Raw genomic sequence first — 21,824 nt, 5'->3', positions numbered from 1 at the left:
TTTATGGCTAAATCAACAGCGATATATGCGTATGAAGATATCATTGCGAAGCTCATTCGACAAATGAAAGAGCTGAAACCGATGTTCCAAGAGAAGGTCGCCATTGGCATTGTATCGATGGAGAATTGGGAATGGCCGCAAGGTGTCGGGCTATTTGCCTTATATTCGTATTATAAAGAGACAGGCAAGCAAGAGATCAGAGACGAATTGATACAGTGGTTTGATCGACGAATTTCCGAAGGCTTGCCTGAAAAAAATGTCAATACGATGTGCCCTATGCTGACGCTGAGTTATTTGGCTGAAGAAACGGGAAATCCTCAGTATCTGGAGCTATGTCAAGAATGGGTAACGTATGTGATGGAAGAGATGCCCAGAACGGCTGAAGGCGGCCTTCAGCACGTTGTAACAAGGAATCTGAACGAAGGTCAGCTGTGGGATGACACGCTGTATATGACGGTGTTGTTTGTGGCTCGGATGGGTGAACTTTTGAACAATGATGTTTACACACAGGAGAGCATTCGCCAGTTCATGATTCACCTGAAATATTTAACGGATGTGAAGACAGGCTTGTTTTTTCATGGCTGGACTTTCATCGGTCACCATCACTTTGCGCAAGCGCTATGGGCACGAGGGAATTCCTGGTATACAGCTGGGCTTGTTGATTATTTGGCAATCGCCTCGCTGCCGGCGGGAATCAGCCAATTCCTGATTTCCTCCTTGGAACGACAGGTTCACACCTTGTCTTTGCTGCAGCATGAGAGCGGTCTATGGCATACGCTGCTTGACAAACCGGATTCGTATTTGGAAACTTCAGCGTCGTCGGCGTTTGCCTACGGCATTTTGAAGGCTGTGCGGCAAGGTTTTCTGGACCCGAAGTATAAGGCTGTTGGTCTAAAGGCGCTTGAAGGTGTGAAGGGGAAAATTGATGCTGATGGCATTGTCCATGGGGTTTCTTATGGTACAGGCTTGAAGGATGATCTTGACTATTACCGCAATATTAAGCAATGCCCGATGCCTTACGGTCAATCTATGACGCTTCTGCTGATGGTAGAGGCCTGTAAAATAGAAGCATAATAATCGAGCTGAGACATTGTGAAAAAAGTGGAGCACCTTAAGTTTGTTTAATATCCACATAAATAACTAGTATGTTGTCCTCTCTCCGATAATCTATGATTTGGAAAAGAGAGAGGAAGGAGGCTCTCGAATTAGAAAGCGCTTGCAAAGGTAGAAGCTAAGGGGCAAAAAGGAATTGTTTAGTTTTGTAAGTATGGAGGGAGGAAAATATGAAACGATTCGTTATGAAGAAAAAGTTATCGATCGTACTTATCATGGCTATGATGTTTACGATGATAGCATCCTTCCAATATGTGGATGCAGATGCAGCACCAACGGTGACATCACCCCCATCGCCTAGCGCAACCCCAGCGGCAAGCCCGAGTCCTTCTCCGGCAACGAGTCCGGCTCCATCGCCAGCGGCGAGTCCAGCCCCAAGTCCGGCAGCAACACCTGCGGTTTCACCATCGCCTAGCCCAACAGCTAAGCCGGCAGCGCCATCTCCCAGCCCAAGCGCAGCACCCTTGGATGCACAAGCCAAATTTGCTGCTTTGAAAGCCAAAGGCATTTTGGACGGGATTGATGAAACAGGAGCAGCAGGGCTTGATAAAGAGATGACACGCGCGCAATTGGCGAAGATCATCGTCGTATTGAGCGGACTTGCGGAAGATAAAGCAGCCAGTGCCGTTTACACCGATTTGGAAGGCGCAAGCTGGGCAACCGGCTATATTGGTGCCGTAGCCAAAGCCGGCTTCATGGATGGCATATCAGCGGATCAGTTTCATCCAGCCGGTGTCGTAAGCATTGAACAAGTGGCTGCAGTCTTTGCACGTGTATTTAAGCTTCAGCCTGATGTCAATGCCGCGGTGACGGGTACCGTCTCGGATTGGGCCAAAGGCAACATTGCTGCCGCTATCAAAGCAGGCTTCATTGCTAGTGTGAAGGATTTCACGATAGCCGCGAATCGAGAGCTGCTGGTGAATGCCGCGTATACCGGATATCAGCTTATTTTAACGAATGGACCGGTTATTACGATAACCAAAGTTTCCGTCGCCGAGTTCAAAGCAACAGGCGCCAAAACGCTGCTCGTGAAATTAAACGGTTCGATTGCAGACACAACGAAATTAACCGTTTCGGTGTTGCGCGGCGGACTCACGGGCTCTGTGGCAACAGGTGCACAGAAATGGAATACCAACAAGAACGAAGTTACGATTACCCTTGATGCCAAAATGACGGAGAACACGTACACCGTTAAGCTCGAAGCTGTCAAAGACGGTGGCTTGACGGTCGATAAAGGGACTGCTGATGTGGCTGTTACCGATGAGAAAATCAGCAAAATTGCGTTTACAACCGCATCGGATACGGTTGCTCAAGGTAAAATCAAAATTGGCTTTAAAGCGACGAATCAATACAACGAAGTATCCGACATCAATGCGACGCGTTTCAGTATGTATACGAGCCCAGAGCTTGATGTGATTGCTGCCGGTGATAGTCAATCCTTAACGATTGATGTTGCAAGTGCTGTTTATGCAAATAAGCTAGCCAGAAATCAAACCTTCTACGTTGGCATCAATGCGCCAGAGTATACGCCACAGATCACGAAAACGTTTACAGTTGGTGATCCTCAGTCCGTTGCCAAGGTGGAATTAGGGGATATCGCGTACGCCAATGGCAAGACGAGCCTGGAAGCGGGCGATACCGCAACGATTCCTTTCAAAGCTTTTGACCAGTATGGCTTTCAAGTCACGGATTTGAATGTATTGAAGACTTATGCAATGGCCTATACGAATGGTTCAGGCGTTATTGATACTACGGCGACGTCACCTCCGCAAGGCTTTGGCTTCGTAGCCGATGAAACCGGAGACGGTATTCCTGAACTGAAGCTTAAAGCCGCTTCGAACCTTACCTTATTCAGCGATCAGGAAGTGACGGTTTCACTTTCGGCCGCTTTATCGGGTTCCCCGGCTTCTAAGACGCTGAAGGTAGCGATGGCAAAAGTTCCTTATGAGGTTATTTTAGGGGCCTTCCCGAATACAATTGCCATTGGTGACGAGGATGTCTATCTTCCAATCACGGTAAAGGATAAGGCTGGGAACCTGCTTAATACCGATGAAATTGTGAATAACGCGGACAAAATCCTGATCTATAGCTATGGTGTCAGCTCTGTGACGGTAGGTGCGAAGGATGCTGCCGGTAAAGTGGTGGGCGGGATTGAAAAGAGTGGCGCAAATCGCGGCAAGATTCGCATCTCTGATCTCAAACTAGTTCCGGAGAGAGGAAGCGGCCAACTGACAGTGTCAGCGAAGGTAACGCCAAGTGGGAAAAGCACGACCGCTCGTACCAGCATTGTAGCTAAACGTTATCCGAATACCGTATTCCTTTCGGTCGTTCCGAAAGTGAAGATGCTGCCTTCGATTGATTTAACCGATAGCAAAACTGAAAACATATTCCGATTGAAATACAGGGACCAATACGGTGAAGAATTCGATAGAGATTACACAGGATACACGGTGCAGTTGACGTTTAATCAAACTTCGGGTTCTGTAACGGATGCCGTTTACTTCTCCAAAGGCGGCTTTACATGGAAAGCCGACGGCACGCCAAATAACACAGCCATTTTAAATACGACAACCAATAAAACGTTGATTCTTGACGGCGTAGATGCAACACGTGATGCTTACAACCCAGGAGCGACTGAAATTGGCAGTTATCGCGACAAGGATTTGTTGTTCACCGCTAATATGGGCGATAACAACGAAGGCAGCTACCAGCTCACAGCTCAATTGTTCAAAGGCGACAGAGCAGCAGTTGCTGCTGGGAATGCATCCTTGTTGTCAACAGCAATCAGTTCGACCCAACTGATTAAAGCGAAGGAATCCGATAATCTTACCTATGCGGTCACACCTTTTGCCAATGGCATTTATGCCGTAGATAAAATCGGCGGGATTCTGCAAGGGGGAGCATCGACAGTTGTCAAAGGTGTCTATTCGACCGAAGGCTATGCCTTGGAAAATCTCTTTGCTGGGAAAATTGTAATTACAGCGAAGGATTCGGGTGGAAATGTTGTACAAATCCCTAACAATCATGTGAAAGCTGTTACTTCTTCCAATATGCAAGCGACAGCGGTTGTGAATAAAACGAAAGCGGATGGCGCTGTAGCCAAAGATTTTGACGGATACGCCATTCGCGGTAAAGATGTGGGTACAACAAGCATTGCGGTACTTTTCAAGCCTTCCAATTACACGGGAGTTAAGTATTCTTTAATGGATAACATTGCGATTAAGGAAGAAGCTTTGTTTGCGAGTTCCCTGACGGCTACCTTTAATGGCAAACCAAGAATCATTTGGTTATCGCAATTGAAAGCCGGCGTCAATATTTTTACAGGGAACGATACAGGAAGACTCAATCAGAAGCAGACGTTTAGCAATATCACGCTGACAGATCAATATGGGAATAACACGTTTAAAAATAGCTCAGTCATCCGAGTTGCGCCTGTATTCGGCATCCAAACCTTCATTAGCAATATAAGATGGGCTTCTGATAATATCGTGCCAGGCTCAGGTTATCTGGCTATTGAATCTAATATTTCAGGGGTCAACAATATGAATAATCAAACGAACGCAGTGACCCCAGTCCCAGCAGGAACAGATCCAACCGATTGGGTATTTGCCACCGTTCCCAATGCTAATCCGACATTGAATCCAATTCAATTGAACCGCGGCGATGCCAAGTACATCTATGTGGCGGCCAAATCTGCGGTAGATGGATCGAATGTGGAAGTTGTTTCCTTTACGGCCACGATGATTACGGCAAATGGGAAAATGATATCCGTTGATGTTTATCCGGATGCAGCGAAGTAATGAAAGGAAAGAAGCCTCCAACTCCACAGAAGTGGTTTTGGAGGCTTCTTTTTCTTCAGGCGATTAGCTACTTGCTTGCAGCAACTGTTTCTATTTCTTTAACGCTTTGATAAATAAGGTTGAACAGCTCTTCAAGGTTGCCTTCTTCGATACAAGAGAAAGCTACGCGCAGATCAGTCGCTCCTAGTGCGATCGTACCTACACCATGTTGATTCAGCAAGTGTACGCGCAAGGCTTCGGCATCAACGGTTTTGAGCTTCAAGCACATGAAATAGCCGGAGTTGAAAGGATAGTAACCCCATGCCTCATCGAACTTGCCGCTGTCCAGAATGGACTTGGTACGGTTGGCGCGGCCTTTCATGATTTCATATTTCTCTTGCTTCTGCTGAGCGAACTCCGGCGAGTTCAACGCATGAAGGACGAATGTTTGCGATGGGTGAGGACCGCTGGAAATGGTCGCCCGAATGATGCCCATCGTTTTTTGCTCGAGAGCCGAAAGCAGAGCCTCGCTTTGGCCTGCATATGTGATGAAGCCAACGCGGAAGCCCCATACGTACTCTTCTTTGGTAGCTCCGTCGATTTTGACAGCGAGCACACGCGGGTGAAGATCGGCCAATTGTCCGAACAAGGACTCGTGCAGGGAGCCTTCAAAGAAAAGACCAAAGTATGCATCGTCAGTAAGGACGACCACATTGATGCCAGCTTCAGCCGCATCTTGGATTGCAGCTGTAATTTCTCTGCCTTCCTGCGCATCAGGCGTGTAGCCAGTTGGGTTGTTCGGGAAGTTCAGGACTACGATCGCTTTGCCTTTGGATTTCTGAGCTAGCAGAGCTTCGCGCAGGCCTTCTGCATTAAACCGCATGTTGTCGTTATAAAGCGGATAGTTCACGATTTGCGCACCGCGACGGATTTCGAAAGTCAGCTCATAATTTTCCCAGTTTTTATCAGGGATAATAACAGCGTCACCAACATCGGCGAACAAGTCAGCCGCAATACTCAGACCATGCGTCAACGCATTCGTGACAATCGGGTTGCCGATAAGCTTGCTGCCGATATCAGGGTTTTCTTCAAGCATTTTTTTGCGCCATGCCGTACGGAGTTCTGGTTTACCAGCAGGCGGAGCGTATTCATATATATCTTTTGGAGCATAGGTGGATAATGTGTCTTGAATGACCTTCAGATGCATGGGCTGACCATTTTCGATCGCAATACCGATAGTAGCATTGAATTTCTTGGCCTTCGCTTTTGCTTCAGCCGATTGGCTGAGAATGCCTTCTTTCGGGAAGTAAATCGATTTACCTAATGCAGAAAGCATGTCATGCACGTGAGAATTTTCACGTTCCAGGGTCTCGTTTAACTGTCGTGCCAGAGGATTCATAAGAGTGGGTCATTCCTTCCAGTGAGCTATTCATTTTTTGCAGTTATTATACCACTTTCATAGGTGTACGTCACTGCGCGAAGCAATTTTTTTCTGGATGGTTGGCCACTTGCACTTACACTCTGACTTGATTCAAAAATCCTTCCAAACGCTGCTTCACATCCGGCCATTCTTTATCGAGGATACTAAACATAACAGTGTCGCGGATATAGCCGTCATGAAGCACGCGATGCTGCCGGAGAATCCCCTCTTTTTGCGCTCCGAGTCTGGCAATGGCGGTTTGTGAGCGTTCGTTCCGCAGGTCCGTTTTAATTTGCACACGCAGCTGGTTCAACGTTTCAAAGCAGTGGCGGAGCAACAAATATTTGCATTCCGTATTGACGCGAGTCCGCCAAACAAGGGGGTTATACCAGGTATGTCCAATCTCTAAATTCCGATGCGGGATGGAAATATCGAACAAACGCGTGCTGCCAACAAAAGTGTCCGTATGCTTGTCGTAGACGCTGTAAGGAATGCCAAGTCCATTTTGCTGTTCCTCCAGCGCTTGCTGGACAAAGCGTTCAACATCCTCAGAGCGAAGCAGCGGCGTCATATGGGCCCAGATTCTCGGATCAGCGGCAGCCTCGGTCAAGCTGATGATATGCGATTCCTGCATCGGAAGCAGGGCAACACGTGTTCCTTCTAGAATAGAAGACTGTAAGTTCATTGTGTTTGTTCTCCTTGTCAACGTGCAAAATAGATGAGATTTTTAGTTAGCATAATGGAAAATTGGAATATTAAAAAGATCCAATTTAGTTATAATTATATATACCAATTTGAAAGGCGCGGTTGGTGAGTGGGGCGTGGTCGAGAGCCAAATGCGAAACTGTGACTAGTATGGAGAAAGGAACTGTGGTCAGGCCAAGCTGAGCCGATTGCGGAAATGTCAGAGTGAGTGGTGGATGATATGACCAAGCTGAGCGGATTGCGAAACCGTAACTAGTATGACGAAAAGGAACTGTGGTCCGAGCAAGCTGAGCCGAATGCGGATATGCCAGAGTGAGTGGTGGATGACATGACCAAGCTGAGCGGATTGCGAAATTGTGACTAGTATGGTGAAAAGGAACTGTGGTCCGCTAAATGGTGGAGAACGGGGTAAAAGTAGCATGAAAGGGAACTGAGGTCCGCTATTAGGGCGGAAATGGCTGGTTTTGAGTGGGAAATGGTGGAATAGAGGATCGTAGTTCCCATTGGAGTGAGATTAGGCGGTTTTCGGCTATATAGCGGATCATAGTTCCATTTGGGACTATGAAATGTCAGTGGGAGTGGTGGATGACCAAGACCAGACCAGACCAGACCAGACCAGACCGGACCAGACCGGACCAAGACCAAGCTGAGCCGAATGCGGAAATGTCAGAGTGAGTGGTGGATGACATGACCAAGCTGAACGGATTGCGAAACTGTGACTAGTATGACGAAAAGGAACTGTGTTCCGCTAAATGGTGGAGAACGGGGTAAAAGTAGCATGAAAAGGAACTGAGGTCCGCTATTAGGGCGGAAATGGCTGGTTTTGAGTGGGAAATGGTGGAATAGAGGATCGTAGTTCCCATTGGAGTGAGATTAGGCCGTTTTCGGCTATATAGCGGATCATAGTTCCATTTGGAGTAAATAATGACGCAAGGGGGAGTACGTTTGGATTTTCATCTGCCCTACCATTCCTATCGAATCCAATATGCGAGCAAGTATGCCGCGTTGTATCATGCGCTGCATGATGAGATTCTGGAGAGTCGATTAGCGCTGCATACAAAGCTGCCGTCAAGCCGCGAATTGGCTGCTTTGTATGGGTTGTCGCGAGGGACGGTGAATCAAGTCTATGATATGCTGATTGCAGAAGGGTATTTGAAGGCCGATGTAGGAAGAGGAACTTATGTTGTCTATGCCGGCGGCGGTCCGCGGAAGAAGGAAGGGCACGAAGAGAAGTCCATCCGGTTATCGGACTGGGCGAGGCGTGTTCAAGAAGACGACCGGGTGCCAAAGACCGAGGGAAATCAAGGGCAAGCGAGTGGGCAGCCCGTCATTTCGTTTGCGGTAGGACATCCGCACATGGATGAGTTCCCGCGAGAGTTATGGAATCGCGGGATGTACGAGCAGGTGCGGCGCATGACGGAGTCGCCGCAGGAGGAAGCCCACGTCGCCGAGGGGCATTATGCGCTTCGCGAAGCGATCGCACAGCACCTAAGGCGAATGCGGGGCATCGATGCGCCTCCCGAGCGCATCGTCATCGTCAATGGGTCGATGCAAGCGATTGCGCTGCTGACCCAGGTGCTTGTGAACGAAGGCGATCCGGTCATTGTGGAGCGCCCTGGCTATCAAGGCGCCGCCCGCGCTGTGCGCGCGGTGGGCGGGCTGCCCATCCACGCGGCGGTGGATGGGCAAGGGCTGGTCCCGCAGCCGTGGAAGGCGCGGCTGCTGTTCGTGACCCCCAGCCGCCAATTCCCTACGGGGGCGGTGCTGGGCCTGGAGCGCCGCCAGCAGCTGCTGCGCTGGGCGGCGGAGCAGGGCGCTGTCATCGTCGAAGACGATTATGACAGCGAGTTCAGGCACCGCGGGCGGCCGATTGAGCCGCTCAAGGTGCTGGACCAAGAGGGCCGAGTGGTGTACATCGGCACTTTCTCCAAGACGATGCTGCTGGACCTGCGCATCGGCTATGTCGTGCTGCCGGAGGCGCTGCTCGGCGCCTTTGTAGCCGCGAAGCGGCTGTACGAGCCGCATCCTTCGGGGCTGCTCGAACAACGCTCGCTCGCCGCTTTCATGGCGAGTGGCGGCTACGAGCGCCACCTGCGTCGGATGCGGCGGATCTATGCGGGCAAGTTCCATCTCCTGCAATCGCTGCTGCAGGAACATTTGTCCACCCTCTTTGATTGGGTGGACTGCGATGCGGGGCTGCATCTATTCGGCTGGTGGCGTGGCGATGCCGCCAGCTATTCGAGATATGCAGCCGAATGCCGAAGCTTAGGCGTCAGATGGAGCGACGCCGGCTCCTATGGTCTTCTCCCTGAGCAGGCCGGAGCTTGCTTCGGTTATGCCCATCTGACGGAAGAAGAGATACGTGCTGGCGTAGATCGACTTCAGCTCGCATCGCTTCAAATGCGCTAGTGACTAAAATGATTTTGGCAGGACCGCTATATTGTGCTATGATCTAACATGTGGTCAATTAATTATTTTTCGTAGGAGTGATCCTTGGTATGGCTGGATTAAATGGTGGAGGCACCAGTGTTATCGTGCGATTGGAAATACATAAAGAACTGGTTACCTTCGGCAAGATTGCTACGGCAATCGGAGATGCTGGCGGCGATATTGTTGCGATTGACGTAACAAGAGCCAGTAAAACAACGACAACGCGTGATATTACAGTAAAAGTGAGCGACCCGGAGCATACCGAGTCCATTGTCAGTGCATTGAATGAGATTCCCGGCGTTCGGTTAATTAACGTTTCAGATCAGACCTTCCTTATGCATTTGGGCGGCAAAATCGAAGTGACACCCAAAATGCCGATTAAAAATCGGGACGACCTGTCCCGTGTATATACACCTGGGGTTGCCAGAGTATGTATGGCAATTCATGAAGATCCTTCGAAAGCGCATTCGTTGACAATCAAAAGAAATACCGTTGCTGTCGTCTCCGATGGTACTGCTGTTCTGGGTCTTGGCAATATTGGCCCGGGAGCGGCGATGCCAGTTATGGAAGGGAAAGCGATGCTCTTCAAGCAGATGGCTGGCGTTGACGCTTTCCCGATCTGTTTGGACACACAGGATACGGAGGAAATTATCCGTACGGTTAAAGCGATTGCTCCAGCTTTCGGGGGAATCAACCTGGAAGATATTTCGTCTCCGCGTTGTTTTGAAATTGAAGAAAGATTAATTAATGAGCTTGATATTCCGGTTTTCCACGATGATCAGCATGGCACGGCCGTTGTCATTCTGGCGGGTCTGCTCAATGCGGTCAAGCTGGTCGGCAAGTCGCTTGAAGATTGCAAAGTTGTCATTACGGGCATCGGTGCTGCGGGTATTGCTTGTACGAAGATGTTGCTAGCTGCTGGTGTGACCAATGTGATTGGTGTTGATCGGCAAGGCGCAATTGTGCGCGGCGAAACTTATTCCAACTCAGCTTGGACGTGGTACTCGGAGAATACGAATCCCACTTTACAAAAAGGCGCGTTATCCGATGTCATTGTAGGCGCTGATATTTTCATCGGTCTATCGGGACCAGGCGTTCTCAAAGCAAATGATGTGAAGCAGATGGCTGCTGATCCTATCGTGTTCGCGATGGCCAACCCAACGCCGGAGATTACGCCGGAAGAAGCGGAGCCGTATGTGCGTGTTATGGCAACAGGCCGCTCGGATTACCCGAATCAGATTAATAATGTGCTGTGCTTCCCGGGCATTTTCCGCGGTGTACTGGATTGCCGGGCTTCGCGCATTACCCAGGAGATGAAGCTGGCCGCGGCCAAAGCGATCGCTTCTGTTGTAAGTGAGGACGAGCTTAATGAATACTACATTATTCCCAGCGTATTCAATCATGCTGTCGTAGAGAAAGTACGCGAAGCTGTCATGGAGGCTGCCTACGAGTCAGGTGTAGCCCGCCGCCGGAAGCAGCGCGATACGGAAGAATAATGGTTTGAATGTCAAAAAACCTTGCCAACCGGATGATATGATCAGCGGGCTTGACAAGGTTTTTTGTTATGCTTGTTCTTCTGTCCATTCTTTGAGTTTGCGGTCTGAAGGCAGAAGGAAGGTCAGTAGTCCGAAAAGCGGCAGAAACGCACATAATTCCATAACGCGGGCCGTACCTATGGCATCGCATAGATTTCCGAGAACGACACTTCCGATGCCTCCGAGTCCGAAGGCTAAACCGGTTATAAGGCCGGAGACGGTCCCGACTTTCCCGGGGAACAGCATTTGTGCATAAACGACCGTTACCGAGAAGCTGGATAAAAGAATCATGCCGGTGACGACAAGCAACACATACGCCCAAGTGATGGACACATGCGGTAAAAGCAGGGCAAACGGCGCCGAGCCAAGCATTGAAAAGAAAATAACATTGCGTTTGCCGAAACGGTCGGCAATCGGACCGCCAAAGAACGTCCCGACTGCTCCCGCAGCAAGGAATAGGAAGATGAAGTCCTGCGCCCGGTCAATGGTAATGCCATAGGAATCCTGCAAGAAAAAAGCGAAGAATCCGCTCATTGCAGCGCCGTACCACGAACGAATAAATACGAGAAAGATCAGGAGGCAGATGGCGAACATGACGCGCTTGCGCTGCTGAGGATTCACAGTTCGTTTAACGATCGTTTTGGCTTTGACCGGTGTTGAAATCAGGATGCCTTTGTACCAGCGAGCTATGTATAATTGTACCGCAATGGCAATGGCCGCTACGCCCGTAAACCAGATGGAGCCAAAAAGTCCAAGCGGGATAAAGATCCATTTGGTCATGATGGGGGCTAAGGATTGGCCGGCATTGCCGCCAACTTGGAAAATCGATTGAGCCAAGCCCTTGCGTCCGCCAGCAGCCATATGGGAGACACGGGAGCCTTCAGGATGGAAAGCAGCCGAACCCAAGCCTACGAAGCACACTGACAGTAAAACGACCCAGTAGGAATGGGCGAAAGCGAGCAACAGCATCCCGATGAGCGTAGATGTCATACCGATTGGCAGCATGTAGGGCGACGGCTTGCGATCCGTATACAAGCCAACGACAGGCTGCATAATGGAAGCCGTGAAGTTGATGGCGAATTGTACCCAGCCTACTTGGGTGTAGCTCAAGCCCATCTCACTTTTCAGGATAGGAAAAATCGCAGGTATAACGGATTGAATGGAATCATTCAGCAAGTGGACAAGACCGATTGCAAATAAAATGCGATAAACCGTAGGTTTGATGTCTCCGGCTCCCTGCAGGCTTTTGGAGCCTGGTTCCGGAGATGATGTGCTGATAGCAGCCATGATTCTCTCCTCTCGCGAATACAGTTCCCTTTACTTTTTATCTAGGAAACGTCCGAGGTCTTCTCCCATTTTCACTTTGGAGCCAAGCATCAGATCGGCTCGCGGTTCGAACATATCATCTTCAAAGAGAAGCACGACCGTTGAACCAAATTCGAAATACGCCAGTTCTTGACCACGTTCAAGTGTCTTAGGCAGAGGCTTAACGTATTGGATGGAGCTTACATTGAGTGCGCCTACTTTGACAACAGCCACTTCACCCGCTTCATGCTGGATAAAAGTAATCAGTCGCTCATTGCGGCTGAGCACGCGCTTCATATGACGAAGTCCGAATTCATTGACAGGATAAACCTTGCCAAGCACATGTTCTTTCTCAAGAATATCGCCAGTAATCGGCGAATGAATGCGGTGATAGTCGGTTGGGCTGAGGTACAGCACGAAGTAAAAGCCATTCTTATAGTTGACCGTGCGCGGTGAACGATTAAGCAGTTCTTCAATGGTGTAATCCTGACCTTTGACATTGACGATCAGGCCTTCCTTAATATCGCCAATTCCTGTAATCATGGCGTCAACGGGACTGACGACACGAGTCAGATCTTCGTGAATCGGACGTAGACCGGGCTTCAATCTGCGCGTGAAAAAGTCATTCAAGGACCTGTACTCCTTGACATGCTTTTCAGCATCTTCGATACGTATGCCGTACGTTTGGGCAAATCGAGAAATGAACATCCGGCTTGCTTTGGATCTGGCAAATGCCCCTGTCAATTGAGACACCCATTTGCGTGAGGACAGCTCCGTCAGCAATCGAAAAAACGGTTTAGACATAGATCAATTACTCCTGTTCAATTCGTGGTTAGGCGATCTTCATGTTCGGATGAAAGATCCCTATAATTCGTTCTTCGCTAATCTTGCCACAGAAAGGTAAAAGAATCAATTGTCGAATAGGGAAGGTAGGAGGAGGTAAGCGCAAGAAAAAACAGCCTAGCGGCTGTTTTCCAAGTGGAAAGGCTAGTTGAGCTTATAATCCCCCGCAGGTATGGCGGGCTGCAAGGTTCAGAGAAAGGGGAATGGGCTGTCATTAGTATTTCCGGTGCGGAAATCGTCAATGATGATAGTGAGGTGAAATGTGAAATGTCCATTGTGATTACGTTGTTGATCCTGTTAGTACCGCCATGCATGCTCATCATGGCCTGGCTATTTGCTTCTATGCGCGTCATCTTCCATGCACTGGCGGTTGGCTGCGCTTATGTATTTGCTATTATCTCTGCGCTGGCTGTGTATGAGATTATTAGAGATGAGACCGTATTTATGACGAATATTCATGCTGTTTTCGCAAACAACTATTTTCTGATTACAGGCGGTTACTTGGGGTATTATGGTATTTATATCCTGTTGAAATGGATGCTTCTGGAGCTAAGAAGCGAGGATTAATCGTTGCAACCAAATGAAGCAGAGTTTCGTCAAAGAGGTAGGTATGATAAACGAAGGCAGGCGATCTTAAATATGAAGCAAAATATGCAAATGACCGTTGGAAGCATGATGGTTTTCGCCGCTCTTTCCCTTGTCATGACGGGGTGTGCTTCTCACCGCTCAGAGCCGCCAGCTACGGCGATACCGACGGTGACGGCAAGTGCTTCACCAACAGCTGCTGTTACGCCAGCACCCACTGTGAAGCCTGTCTCCACGCCAGCACCGACGACTGCCAGTCTAATCAAGACGATGTCTCTGGAAGAGAAGATCGGGCAGATGATTATTGCCGGGATTGACGGCTACAGTGTGAATGCCGCCACACGAGAGCTGCTTATAGATCGGCATGTAGGGGGTATTATTTTATATAAACCTAATGTGCAAAATACAAATCAGCTCGTTGAATTGGTGAATGGCTTGAAAAAGAGCAATTCCATCAATAAGCTGCCCCTCTGGATCGGTGCTGACGAAGAAGGCGGCAGAGTGACGAGGTTGCCGGATGAACTGCTGAAAACACCGACAAGTCAGGAGATCGGGAAGAAGGGCAGCACACAACTAGCCTATAATATCGGTCATTTGCTGGGGAAAGAATTGAATGCGTATGGTCTGAATATGGATTTCGCCCCGGATCTTGATGTGAATAGCAATCCCAAAAATCCCGTTATTGGGGATCGTTCTTTTGGCGCTGATGCCGCCACAGTAAGTTCTCAAGGTATTCAGGTCATGAACGGCTTGCAGAATCAGAAGGTGGTCCCTGTTGTCAAGCATTTCCCCGGTCATGGAGATACATCCGTGGATTCGCATATCGGTCTGCCGATTGTGCAGAACGATCTTGCCCGTCTGCGCAAGCTGGAGCTGGTGCCGTTTGCTGAAGCTATTAAGCACCAAGCAGATGCCGTAATGGTTGCACATATCTTGCTGCCCAAAATTGACGCCAACAATCCAGCTTCGATGTCCCGGACGATTATGACCGATTTATTGCGGAAGGAAATGGGCTTTCAAGGGCTTATTATGACCGATGATATGACAATGGGGGCTATCACCACGAATTATGGTCTTGGCGAAGCCGCCGTGAAAGCTGTTCTTGCCGGATCGAATATCGTGATGGTCGGTCATGAACATGAGAATGTAATTGCCGTCATTACCGCGCTGGTTGAAGCTGTTAAGTCAGGCCGAATACCGCAGGAAACGATTGATCAAAGCGTAAGCCAGGTCATGAAGCTGAAACAAAAATATGAGTTGAATGACGAAGCGGTCAAAGTGCCCGATGTGAAGAAGCTCAATGCCGAGGTCAAAGAAGTGCTTGGCAGTCAAACAAGCAAATAACAAACACCGTGTCAGTGTGCTAACAAGCACAGGGCACGGTGTTTTTTTGCGAAAGGGCTTATTGAGCCATTACAACGGGGGCGTACATCCGCTCAGCAGAAATTTGGCGTAGGCAATCGGGTTGAAATAGGTAGCCTTCCAGATGTCCTGCATCTCGGCTTCGAGGAAGCTGTAGCGTTGATCTTTGCCGTTGCATTCAATAAACAGAGGAAAGCCATCTGTGGTGATCCCCACGTCAAGCCCGATATCGGCTAAATAGGGGAGTTCGGTACTTAAGTGCTGTGCGACGAGCAATGAGAAATCGGTAATTTGCCGCAGCACCTGCTCATGGTTGAGGTGGGCATATTCAGCCGTCAAAATATCGGGCAACGAGCGAACTTCGCCGCCTTGGGCTACATTGGTGAGGAAGAGTTTGGGAGAGGCCACCTTGGCGACAATGCCGGTTATGCCCCATTCTCCGGTTGCGCCGCGCTGAGCGGAAATGCGGAGATCGAAAGGGCGACCATCGAAGGTTGCCAGCGGCAGGCGCTGCTGAATCATGTAGGTACGGCTTTGAATTTTACGCCGCAAGGTTAGAGGGAGGTACTGACGGAATCGGACCGTCCGATAGATTTTGTTGCTGAGCTTCATGCTGACTGGGTAAATAAGCTGCCAGCTCCGGAGCTGGCGATCCATTTTCATAACACCGCGGCCGATACTGGAATTGGTAGGTTTAATAATGAGAGAATCGTAGGCTGACATCATAATTTTCATGTTTTTCAGGGTTGCTGGATAGGTACCGGGGAGATGAGGCCGGATTGTATCATTTTTCAGCAGCACCTCATGAATGCGAAGTTTGCTGTAGCGATTCCATCTGTTAAACAAGATGACGCCTTGCTGTATCCATGTTTCCAATGTTTGATAGGAGGCTTGATCTAAATAAACAGCTCGATTATGAATAACCTTGGGAAGCTCCAGCCACATCTGCTCGTAGCGAAGCTCTTCACGAACGTAAGCATGCACCTTCATGGTATCGATGTGAACATCCTGGATGCGAAAGAAACAAGGGGTTACTTCATACTGCTTGCCAGCCTCCTCATAGAATTGAATAGCTTCATACTGTGTGTTCCCTAGGGGAATGCCTGCGTATAAGGAATCGTTGACTAAAATACCCACATAGGGATTCGCCATCAGCTTCCCTCCTTTTCCATTTGGAGCTTGGGTTCAGATTTGGAACTTCTTCTCAGCTTATGGAGAAGCAGGGTTGCTGGTTTGTACAGATGCTGATAGAACAGGACAACAGGGGCATAGATGCCTAGGATTTTGCTCATAATCCGCACTTGTTTAGATAGCAGTGCTGATGGGATCGAACAAGTTATCCGAAGCCTCAATAGGGAAGGAGTTGCGGAATACCTGGTGGATTCGGCCATTTCTCTGGGTTGGTGCACATTTTTACAGGCTAGCGTACCTATCGGGCGTGGACTGAATATGTTACAAGTGACTAATTCTTGGGAGAATGGAGAGGAGTCTATGAGTAAGCGTAAGAGCAGCAGAGTAAGGCCTTATGTGCAAAAAGTGAACTCCAGTACGAACGAGTTAAAATGGCTTGACGATAATGAACCACTGCCTGATCCAGCCAAGCAGGATAAAGCAGAATCCCCTCCGAAGGTTATGGCGGTCGAATCTCAGCCACAGCCGCAGCCTAAAATGACGGGAAAGGTTCCTCTTGTGGAAAGTGTAAAATCTTCAAAAGTAGCTAATTTATCAACAACCTCAACTCCGGCCCCACCGCTCTTATTACTTTCTGAACGCAAAACAGGTAAATTCATTAACCCGGTTGTGTATACGGATGATATCGTGGAAGAAGCGGTCACGTCGGAGAAAATAGCCAGCCGTTCTGTTGATGAAAGCAAAATAAAGCCGCTAAGCATTGGTTCCCGAGCGATCAAGGATTTCGCGATTGAGCACTCCAAGTTGGCTCCAGCCAGTGTAACCCGGGATAAAATTGCCGATGGCGCGATTCATGATGAGCATGTGGCAAGTCAAAGTATTGCAGGGGACAAAATACAAGACCATTCCATACCGGGCAGCAAGCTGCTTGATAACAGCATTACCGCAGATAAACTTGCCGATCAAACCATTGATTCGCTGAAAATAGCGAATGGCTCGATTCTTTCTCAGCATTTATCAGAACTGATCATTACCACTGAGCTGATTGACAATCAAGCGATTACTTCGGAGAAACTCCATAGCGGGGCTGTACAGGCAAAGCATATAGGCAACTACAGCATTGATACAGCAAAGCTGACGGATGCCTCCATTACCACTGATAAACTGAGAGATCAATCGGTTACGGAAGAAAAGATAGCCAATGGCAGCATCACTTCCGTTCATTTTCAACCGCAAAGCATATTCAATGAACATTTGGCTGACGGCAGTGTGCAGGCACGAAGCATAGCTCCAGGCCAAATTGACGGGACACATATCGCGGACGGTGCTATTGAGAACTTTCATCTGCAACAAGAATCCATTACAACAGATAAATTGGTTCCTCGATCTGTGACCGTGAATGAATTGGCAGATCAAGCGGTTACAAGTCAGAAGCTGGCCAGACAATCTGTTGAAGCGAAGCATCTATCGAAAGCATCTATCCATGGCGATCACATGGCGGAGGCTGCGGTAACCGGATATCATATCGCTCCACAGGCGATTCAAGCTGAACATATCACGGATGGTGCGATTCACACATTGCTGCTTCTGGATGGTGCGATTACAAACGCTAAATTGGCTGAACTGATCGTCGAAAGCAAGCACATTAAACCTGGAGCAGTCCAAGGCAGCCATTTGGCGGATCAAGTGATTTCCAGTGCGAAGCTGCAAGACGAATCAATCACCGCGGCTAAATTAGCCAAAGGTATTATCGACAGCAAGCATCTCAACTCTGGCGTGATCGAAAGCGCTCATTTGGCGAATCGAGTGATTTCCAGTGCGAAGCTGCAGGATGAATCGGTGACTACGGATAAATTAGCGGAAGGCATTATTGACAGCAAGCATATCAACGCGGGAGTGGTTGAAAGCGATCATTTGGCAGATCGGGTGATTTCCAGCGCGAAGCTGCAGGATGAATCAGTAACGACGGCTAAATTAGCCGAAGGTATTATAGATAGCAAGCATATTAACGCAGGAGTGATTGAAAGCGATCATCTGGCGAATAAAGTCATTTCCAGCGCAAAGCTGCAGGATGAATCGATAACGTCGGCTAAATTAGCGCACGGTATTATTGAGGGTAAGCACATCAATACGGGAGTGATCGAGAGCACCCACTTGGCGGACGATGTCATTTCCAGTGCGAAGCTGCAGGATGAATCGGTGACCACGGCTAAATTAGCCGAAGGTAGTATTGACAGCAAGCATATCAACGCAGGAGTGATTGAAGGCGATCACCTGGCGAATAAAGTCATTTCCAGCGCGAAGCTGCAGGATGAATCGGTGACCGCGGCTAAATTGGCCGAAGGCATTATCGACGGCAAGCATATCAACGTGGGAGTGATCGAAGGCGGCCATTTGGCGGATCTCGTGATTTCCAGCGCGAAGCTGCAGGATGAATCGGTCACGACGGCTAAATTAGCCGAAGGTATTATAGACGGCAAGCATATCAACGCGGGAGTGATCGAAGGCGGTCATTTGGCGGACGATATCATTTCTAGTGCTAAGCTGCAGGCTGCTTCTATTACTTTTGATAAATTAGCAGATAACATTGTGGATGAAAAGCATTTACGGCACAACTCGGTCCAGAATAAGCATTTAACGGATGGCTCTGTATCCAGTTCCAAATTGGCAGCTGGCGCTGTTCACAAAGAGAAGCTGGCAGACAACAGTGTAGATGCTTCTAAACTGCAAGACAGCAGTGTAACCTCTGAGAAAATAGCGGATCAGGCCATTCAGGCTGAACATTTGCAGAATGAAATAATCGGCGCCCAGCATTTGGCTAGAGGTGCGATTGCCGAAGCGCATGTTCAGCTCGGTGCGATTCGTACGGAGCATCTCCAAGATGGCGTCATTGCTGCTGAGAAGCTGAAGCGTGGTATTATCCGTACGGAACACTTGGCGGAGCGGGCCGTCAGATCGGAGCAGGTTGCAGAGCAAGCCATTGAGCGCAAGCATATTGCGGACGAAGCCATCACTACACAGCACGTTCAAGAAGAAACGATCACAACGAGTAAAATAGCAGAAGAGGCCGTCACAAGCAGTAAAATGGCCTCTATGTCGATTGAAACACGCCATCTGCAAGAAGATATTATTGATGGCTTCCATATTAAGCCAGGTGCGATAACTTCTGAGCATCTGGCCCAGGGCTCCATTACGCTGGGCATATTCGCAGATCGCAGCCTGCAAGGCAGCAAGCTAGTAGAGAATTCGATTACGACGGAGACGCTGGCACAAGGGGCGGTCACGGAAGAGAAGCTGGCGAATGGTGCGGTAGCTACCCAGCATTTGCAGGCGGGCGCGATTTCCAGCTGGATTATTCAGGACCAAGCGGTGACGAGCAGCAAACTGGATGAGAATGCCGTTACAGAAGTGAAGATAGCGGATGCAAGTGTGACTGGCAAGAAAATTACAAGTAAAGCCATCCATAGTGAGCACATTGCAGATGGCGCCATCACCGCGGCTAAATTAGCGAATGAGAGCATCCATGGCAGCAAGCTTGTGGCGGGGGCGCTTCACGCCAAACATCTTGCGGACGGGGCTATTACAGGCTCCAAATTGGCGGCAAGAACGATCGCTCAGGAGCATCTGGCAGACAGTGCCGTAAGCGGCGTAAAGCTGGCGAAGGAAAGCATTGACGGGACCAAAATTGTTCAAGGTGCTGTCACAAATGATCATCTGGCTGCCGGCTCGATTACGAGCGCGAAGCTGTCAGTTGGAGCCGTTAATAATGAGCACCTTGCAGCGGGAGCTGTAGACAATGAGAAGCTTGCGGCGAACTCGGTTGATGGCAGCAAGCTGACACTGGGCGCTGTCCATAATTATCATTTGGCGGATAATGCTGTCTATGGGATGAAGCTGGCTACAGGAAGCGTGGATGGCAGCAAGCTAACAGCCGGAGCCGTTGGCAGCGAGCATTTGGCTGACCACATTGTGGATGTGACGAAGTTAGCGCCAGGAAGCGTGGATAGCAGCAAAGTCGTTAACGGGGCGATTCTCCGTGAGCATCTATCCGATCATCTCGTGGATGGAGGTAAGCTAGCTTTCGGAGCTGTTGATCGCAATCATCTGGCACCGGGAGCTGTGGATAGCACCAAATTGCTGGAAGGCAGCGTCGATAGCAGTAAATTAACGCTGGGTGCCGTTGGCAGCGAGCATCTGCAAGACGCTTCGGTGAATGGCGCTAAGCTGGCGATCAACAGTGTGGACAGCAGCAAGCTGGTGTCGGGCGCGGTCAACAGCGATCATATCGCGCCAGGTGCTGTAACGAGTACGAAGCTGGCCCCTGGCAGCGTAGACGGCAGCAAAATCGTCGAGGGCGAAATCGGCAGCGATCACCTTGCCGCCGGCGTGATCACCAGTGTGAAGATAGCCGCTGGCAGTATCGACGGCAGCAAGCTGGTCTCCGGTGCTGTGAGCAGCTACCATCTCGCTGACAGTGCTGTAGACAGCGCGAAGCTGGCACTTGGCAGCGTTGATGGCAGTAAGCTCATCGCTGGCTCGATCAGCAATGCGCATATCGTGGATGGCGCCGTTGATGGGGCGAAGCTCGCAGCGAGCAGTGTCGACGGCAGCAAGCTGGCCGCCGGCGCAGTCAGCGGCGATCATCTCGCTGATGGTGCTTTATATGGAGCGAAGCTGGCAGCCGGCAGCATTGATGGCAGTAAATTGGCGTCGAGCGCCATCAGCAGCTATCATCTGGCCGCAGGCAGTGTGGATAGCAGCAAGTTGGCGGTTGGCGCTGTAAGCAGCAGCCACTTGGCTGCTGGGGCTGTCGATGCAGCGAAGCTGGCCGTAGGCAGCGTTGACGGCAGCAAGCTGGTTGCCGGCGCCGTAAGCAGCAGCCATCTGGCGGAAGGCGCACTGGAAGGCTCGAAGCTGACAGCGGGAAGCATTGACGGCAGCAAGCTCGCTTATGCCGCTGTCAATAACTTTCATCTGGCTGCCGGAAGCATTGACACCAGCAAACTCGCTTTTGGCAGTGTCGACGGCAGCAAGCTGGCGATTGGGTCGGTGAGCAGTCTGCATCTCAGCGACGGCAGTGTGGAAGGCGCGAAGCTGGCGGACGGAAGCATCGATGGAGAGAAGCTGAAGCCGGGAGCGATCGGCAATCAACATGTGGAAGACGGTTCTCTGGCTGTAACGAAAATCGCCGAGAGCTTGCTGCAAGTGCCCAAATCGCAAAAGCAGGTGATGCAGCAGTTCGGACTTGAGCCATTCGATATGAAGATTCAGGATGAGCATATCGAGGTGGTTCTGAACTTCGAAGAGACATTCACGGATGAGCATTACGTATTGACAGCTACATCGAATCACCCGGCTTGTTATGTGTCCGTGAAGCACAAATCCATCGATTGTGCGATTATATCGGTGATCAGGGCCAAGTTCTCACCTGATCAGCAAGGCGTTGTGAACTGGATTGCGATTGGCAAGAAGCAATAAGGGAACGAAGGATGAACCCAAAACGAACAAAAAACGGCGAGTTTCGCAGCTAGTGCGAGCCAGCCGTTTTTTTGTTGTGCCTGTAGGCCAAGTTGCCGTGGTTGAATGACCAATTTTGGATTCGGGGGTATTCGTCCA

General features: G+C 49.6%; 12 protein-coding genes. 7 read left to right on the top strand and 5 right to left on the bottom strand.

The genetic code is table 11. From position 1 onward, the window contains the following. Positions 1–3: 3 nt before the first annotated feature. Together bglB and HQN90_RS24615 are read left to right on the top strand one after the other, a co-directional pair. Entirely contained in the window at positions 4–1,074 is a 1,071-nt protein-coding gene (bglB, locus tag HQN90_RS24620; protein WP_173223631.1) for a beta-galactosidase BglB, read from the top strand. Positions 1,075–1,283: 209 nt separating this feature from the next. Beyond that, entirely contained in the window at positions 1,284–4,913 is a 3,630-nt protein-coding gene (locus HQN90_RS24615; RefSeq protein WP_173223629.1) for an S-layer homology domain-containing protein, read from the top strand. 67 nt (positions 4,914–4,980) lie between these two features. Here HQN90_RS24615 and HQN90_RS24610 read toward each other — a convergent pair whose 3' ends face one another. Next, positions 4,981–6,291 (bottom strand): aminotransferase class I/II-fold pyridoxal phosphate-dependent enzyme, encoded by a 1,311-nt coding sequence (locus HQN90_RS24610; RefSeq protein ID WP_173223627.1) that lies wholly within the window; start codon positions 6,289–6,291, stop codon positions 4,981–4,983. Positions 6,292–6,406: 115 nt separating this feature from the next. Further along, on the bottom strand, positions 6,407–6,997 hold the full coding sequence (locus HQN90_RS24605; protein ID WP_173223625.1) for a GNAT family N-acetyltransferase: 591 nt from the start codon (positions 6,995–6,997) through the stop codon (positions 6,407–6,409). A 965-nt stretch (positions 6,998–7,962) separates the two neighbouring features. Between HQN90_RS24605 and pdxR the strand changes: the two genes are divergently transcribed. After that, positions 7,963–9,426: a MocR-like pyridoxine biosynthesis transcription factor PdxR gene (gene pdxR / locus HQN90_RS24600; RefSeq protein WP_173223623.1), complete on the top strand. Its 1,464-nt coding sequence runs from the start codon at positions 7,963–7,965 to the stop codon at positions 9,424–9,426. 89 nt (positions 9,427–9,515) lie between these two features. Then, complete coding sequence (locus HQN90_RS24595) at positions 9,516–10,943, top strand: NAD-dependent malic enzyme (RefSeq protein WP_173223621.1); 1,428 nt, start codon at positions 9,516–9,518, stop codon at positions 10,941–10,943. Positions 10,944–11,009: 66 nt separating this feature from the next. Here the strand turns inward: HQN90_RS24595 and HQN90_RS24590 are convergent, their stop codons facing one another. Then, a complete protein-coding gene (locus HQN90_RS24590; protein ID WP_173223619.1) occupies positions 11,010–12,269 on the bottom strand; it encodes an MFS transporter in 1,260 nt (419 codons plus the stop codon). A 30-nt stretch (positions 12,270–12,299) separates the two neighbouring features. Then, on the bottom strand, positions 12,300–13,091 hold the full coding sequence (asd, locus tag HQN90_RS24585; RefSeq protein WP_173223617.1) for an archaetidylserine decarboxylase: 792 nt from the start codon (positions 13,089–13,091) through the stop codon (positions 12,300–12,302). A gap of 174 nt (positions 13,092–13,265) precedes the next feature. Here asd and HQN90_RS24580 point away from each other — a divergent pair, with 174 nt between their 5' ends. Both HQN90_RS24580 and nagZ read left to right on the top strand, forming a co-directional pair. After that, positions 13,266–13,697, top strand: a complete 432-nt coding sequence (locus HQN90_RS24580) for a hypothetical protein (RefSeq protein ID WP_173223615.1) — start codon at positions 13,266–13,268, stop codon at positions 13,695–13,697. 72 nt (positions 13,698–13,769) lie between these two features. Beyond that, positions 13,770–15,059 (top strand): beta-N-acetylhexosaminidase, encoded by a 1,290-nt coding sequence (nagZ, locus tag HQN90_RS24575; RefSeq protein ID WP_173223613.1) that lies wholly within the window; start codon positions 13,770–13,772, stop codon positions 15,057–15,059. Between the two features lie 69 nt (positions 15,060–15,128). Here the strand turns inward: nagZ and HQN90_RS24570 are convergent, their stop codons facing one another. Beyond that, positions 15,129–16,229: a YheC/YheD family endospore coat-associated protein gene (locus tag HQN90_RS24570; RefSeq protein ID WP_173223611.1), complete on the bottom strand. Its 1,101-nt coding sequence runs from the start codon at positions 16,227–16,229 to the stop codon at positions 15,129–15,131. Between the two features lie 339 nt (positions 16,230–16,568). On the opposite strand from HQN90_RS24570, the gene HQN90_RS24565 reads away from it, so the two are divergent. Further along, positions 16,569–21,686, top strand: a complete 5,118-nt coding sequence (locus HQN90_RS24565; protein WP_173223609.1) for a WIAG-tail domain — start codon at positions 16,569–16,571, stop codon at positions 21,684–21,686. Positions 21,687–21,824 lie beyond the last annotated feature (138 nt).

It is taken from the genome of Paenibacillus alba (assembly GCF_013204855.1).
Lineage (GTDB): Bacteria > Bacillota > Bacilli > Paenibacillales > NBRC-103111 > Paenibacillus_E > Paenibacillus_E alba.
The sequence above is the reverse complement of the archived record's forward strand: the minus strand, read 5'-3'. Positions and strand labels throughout refer to the sequence as shown.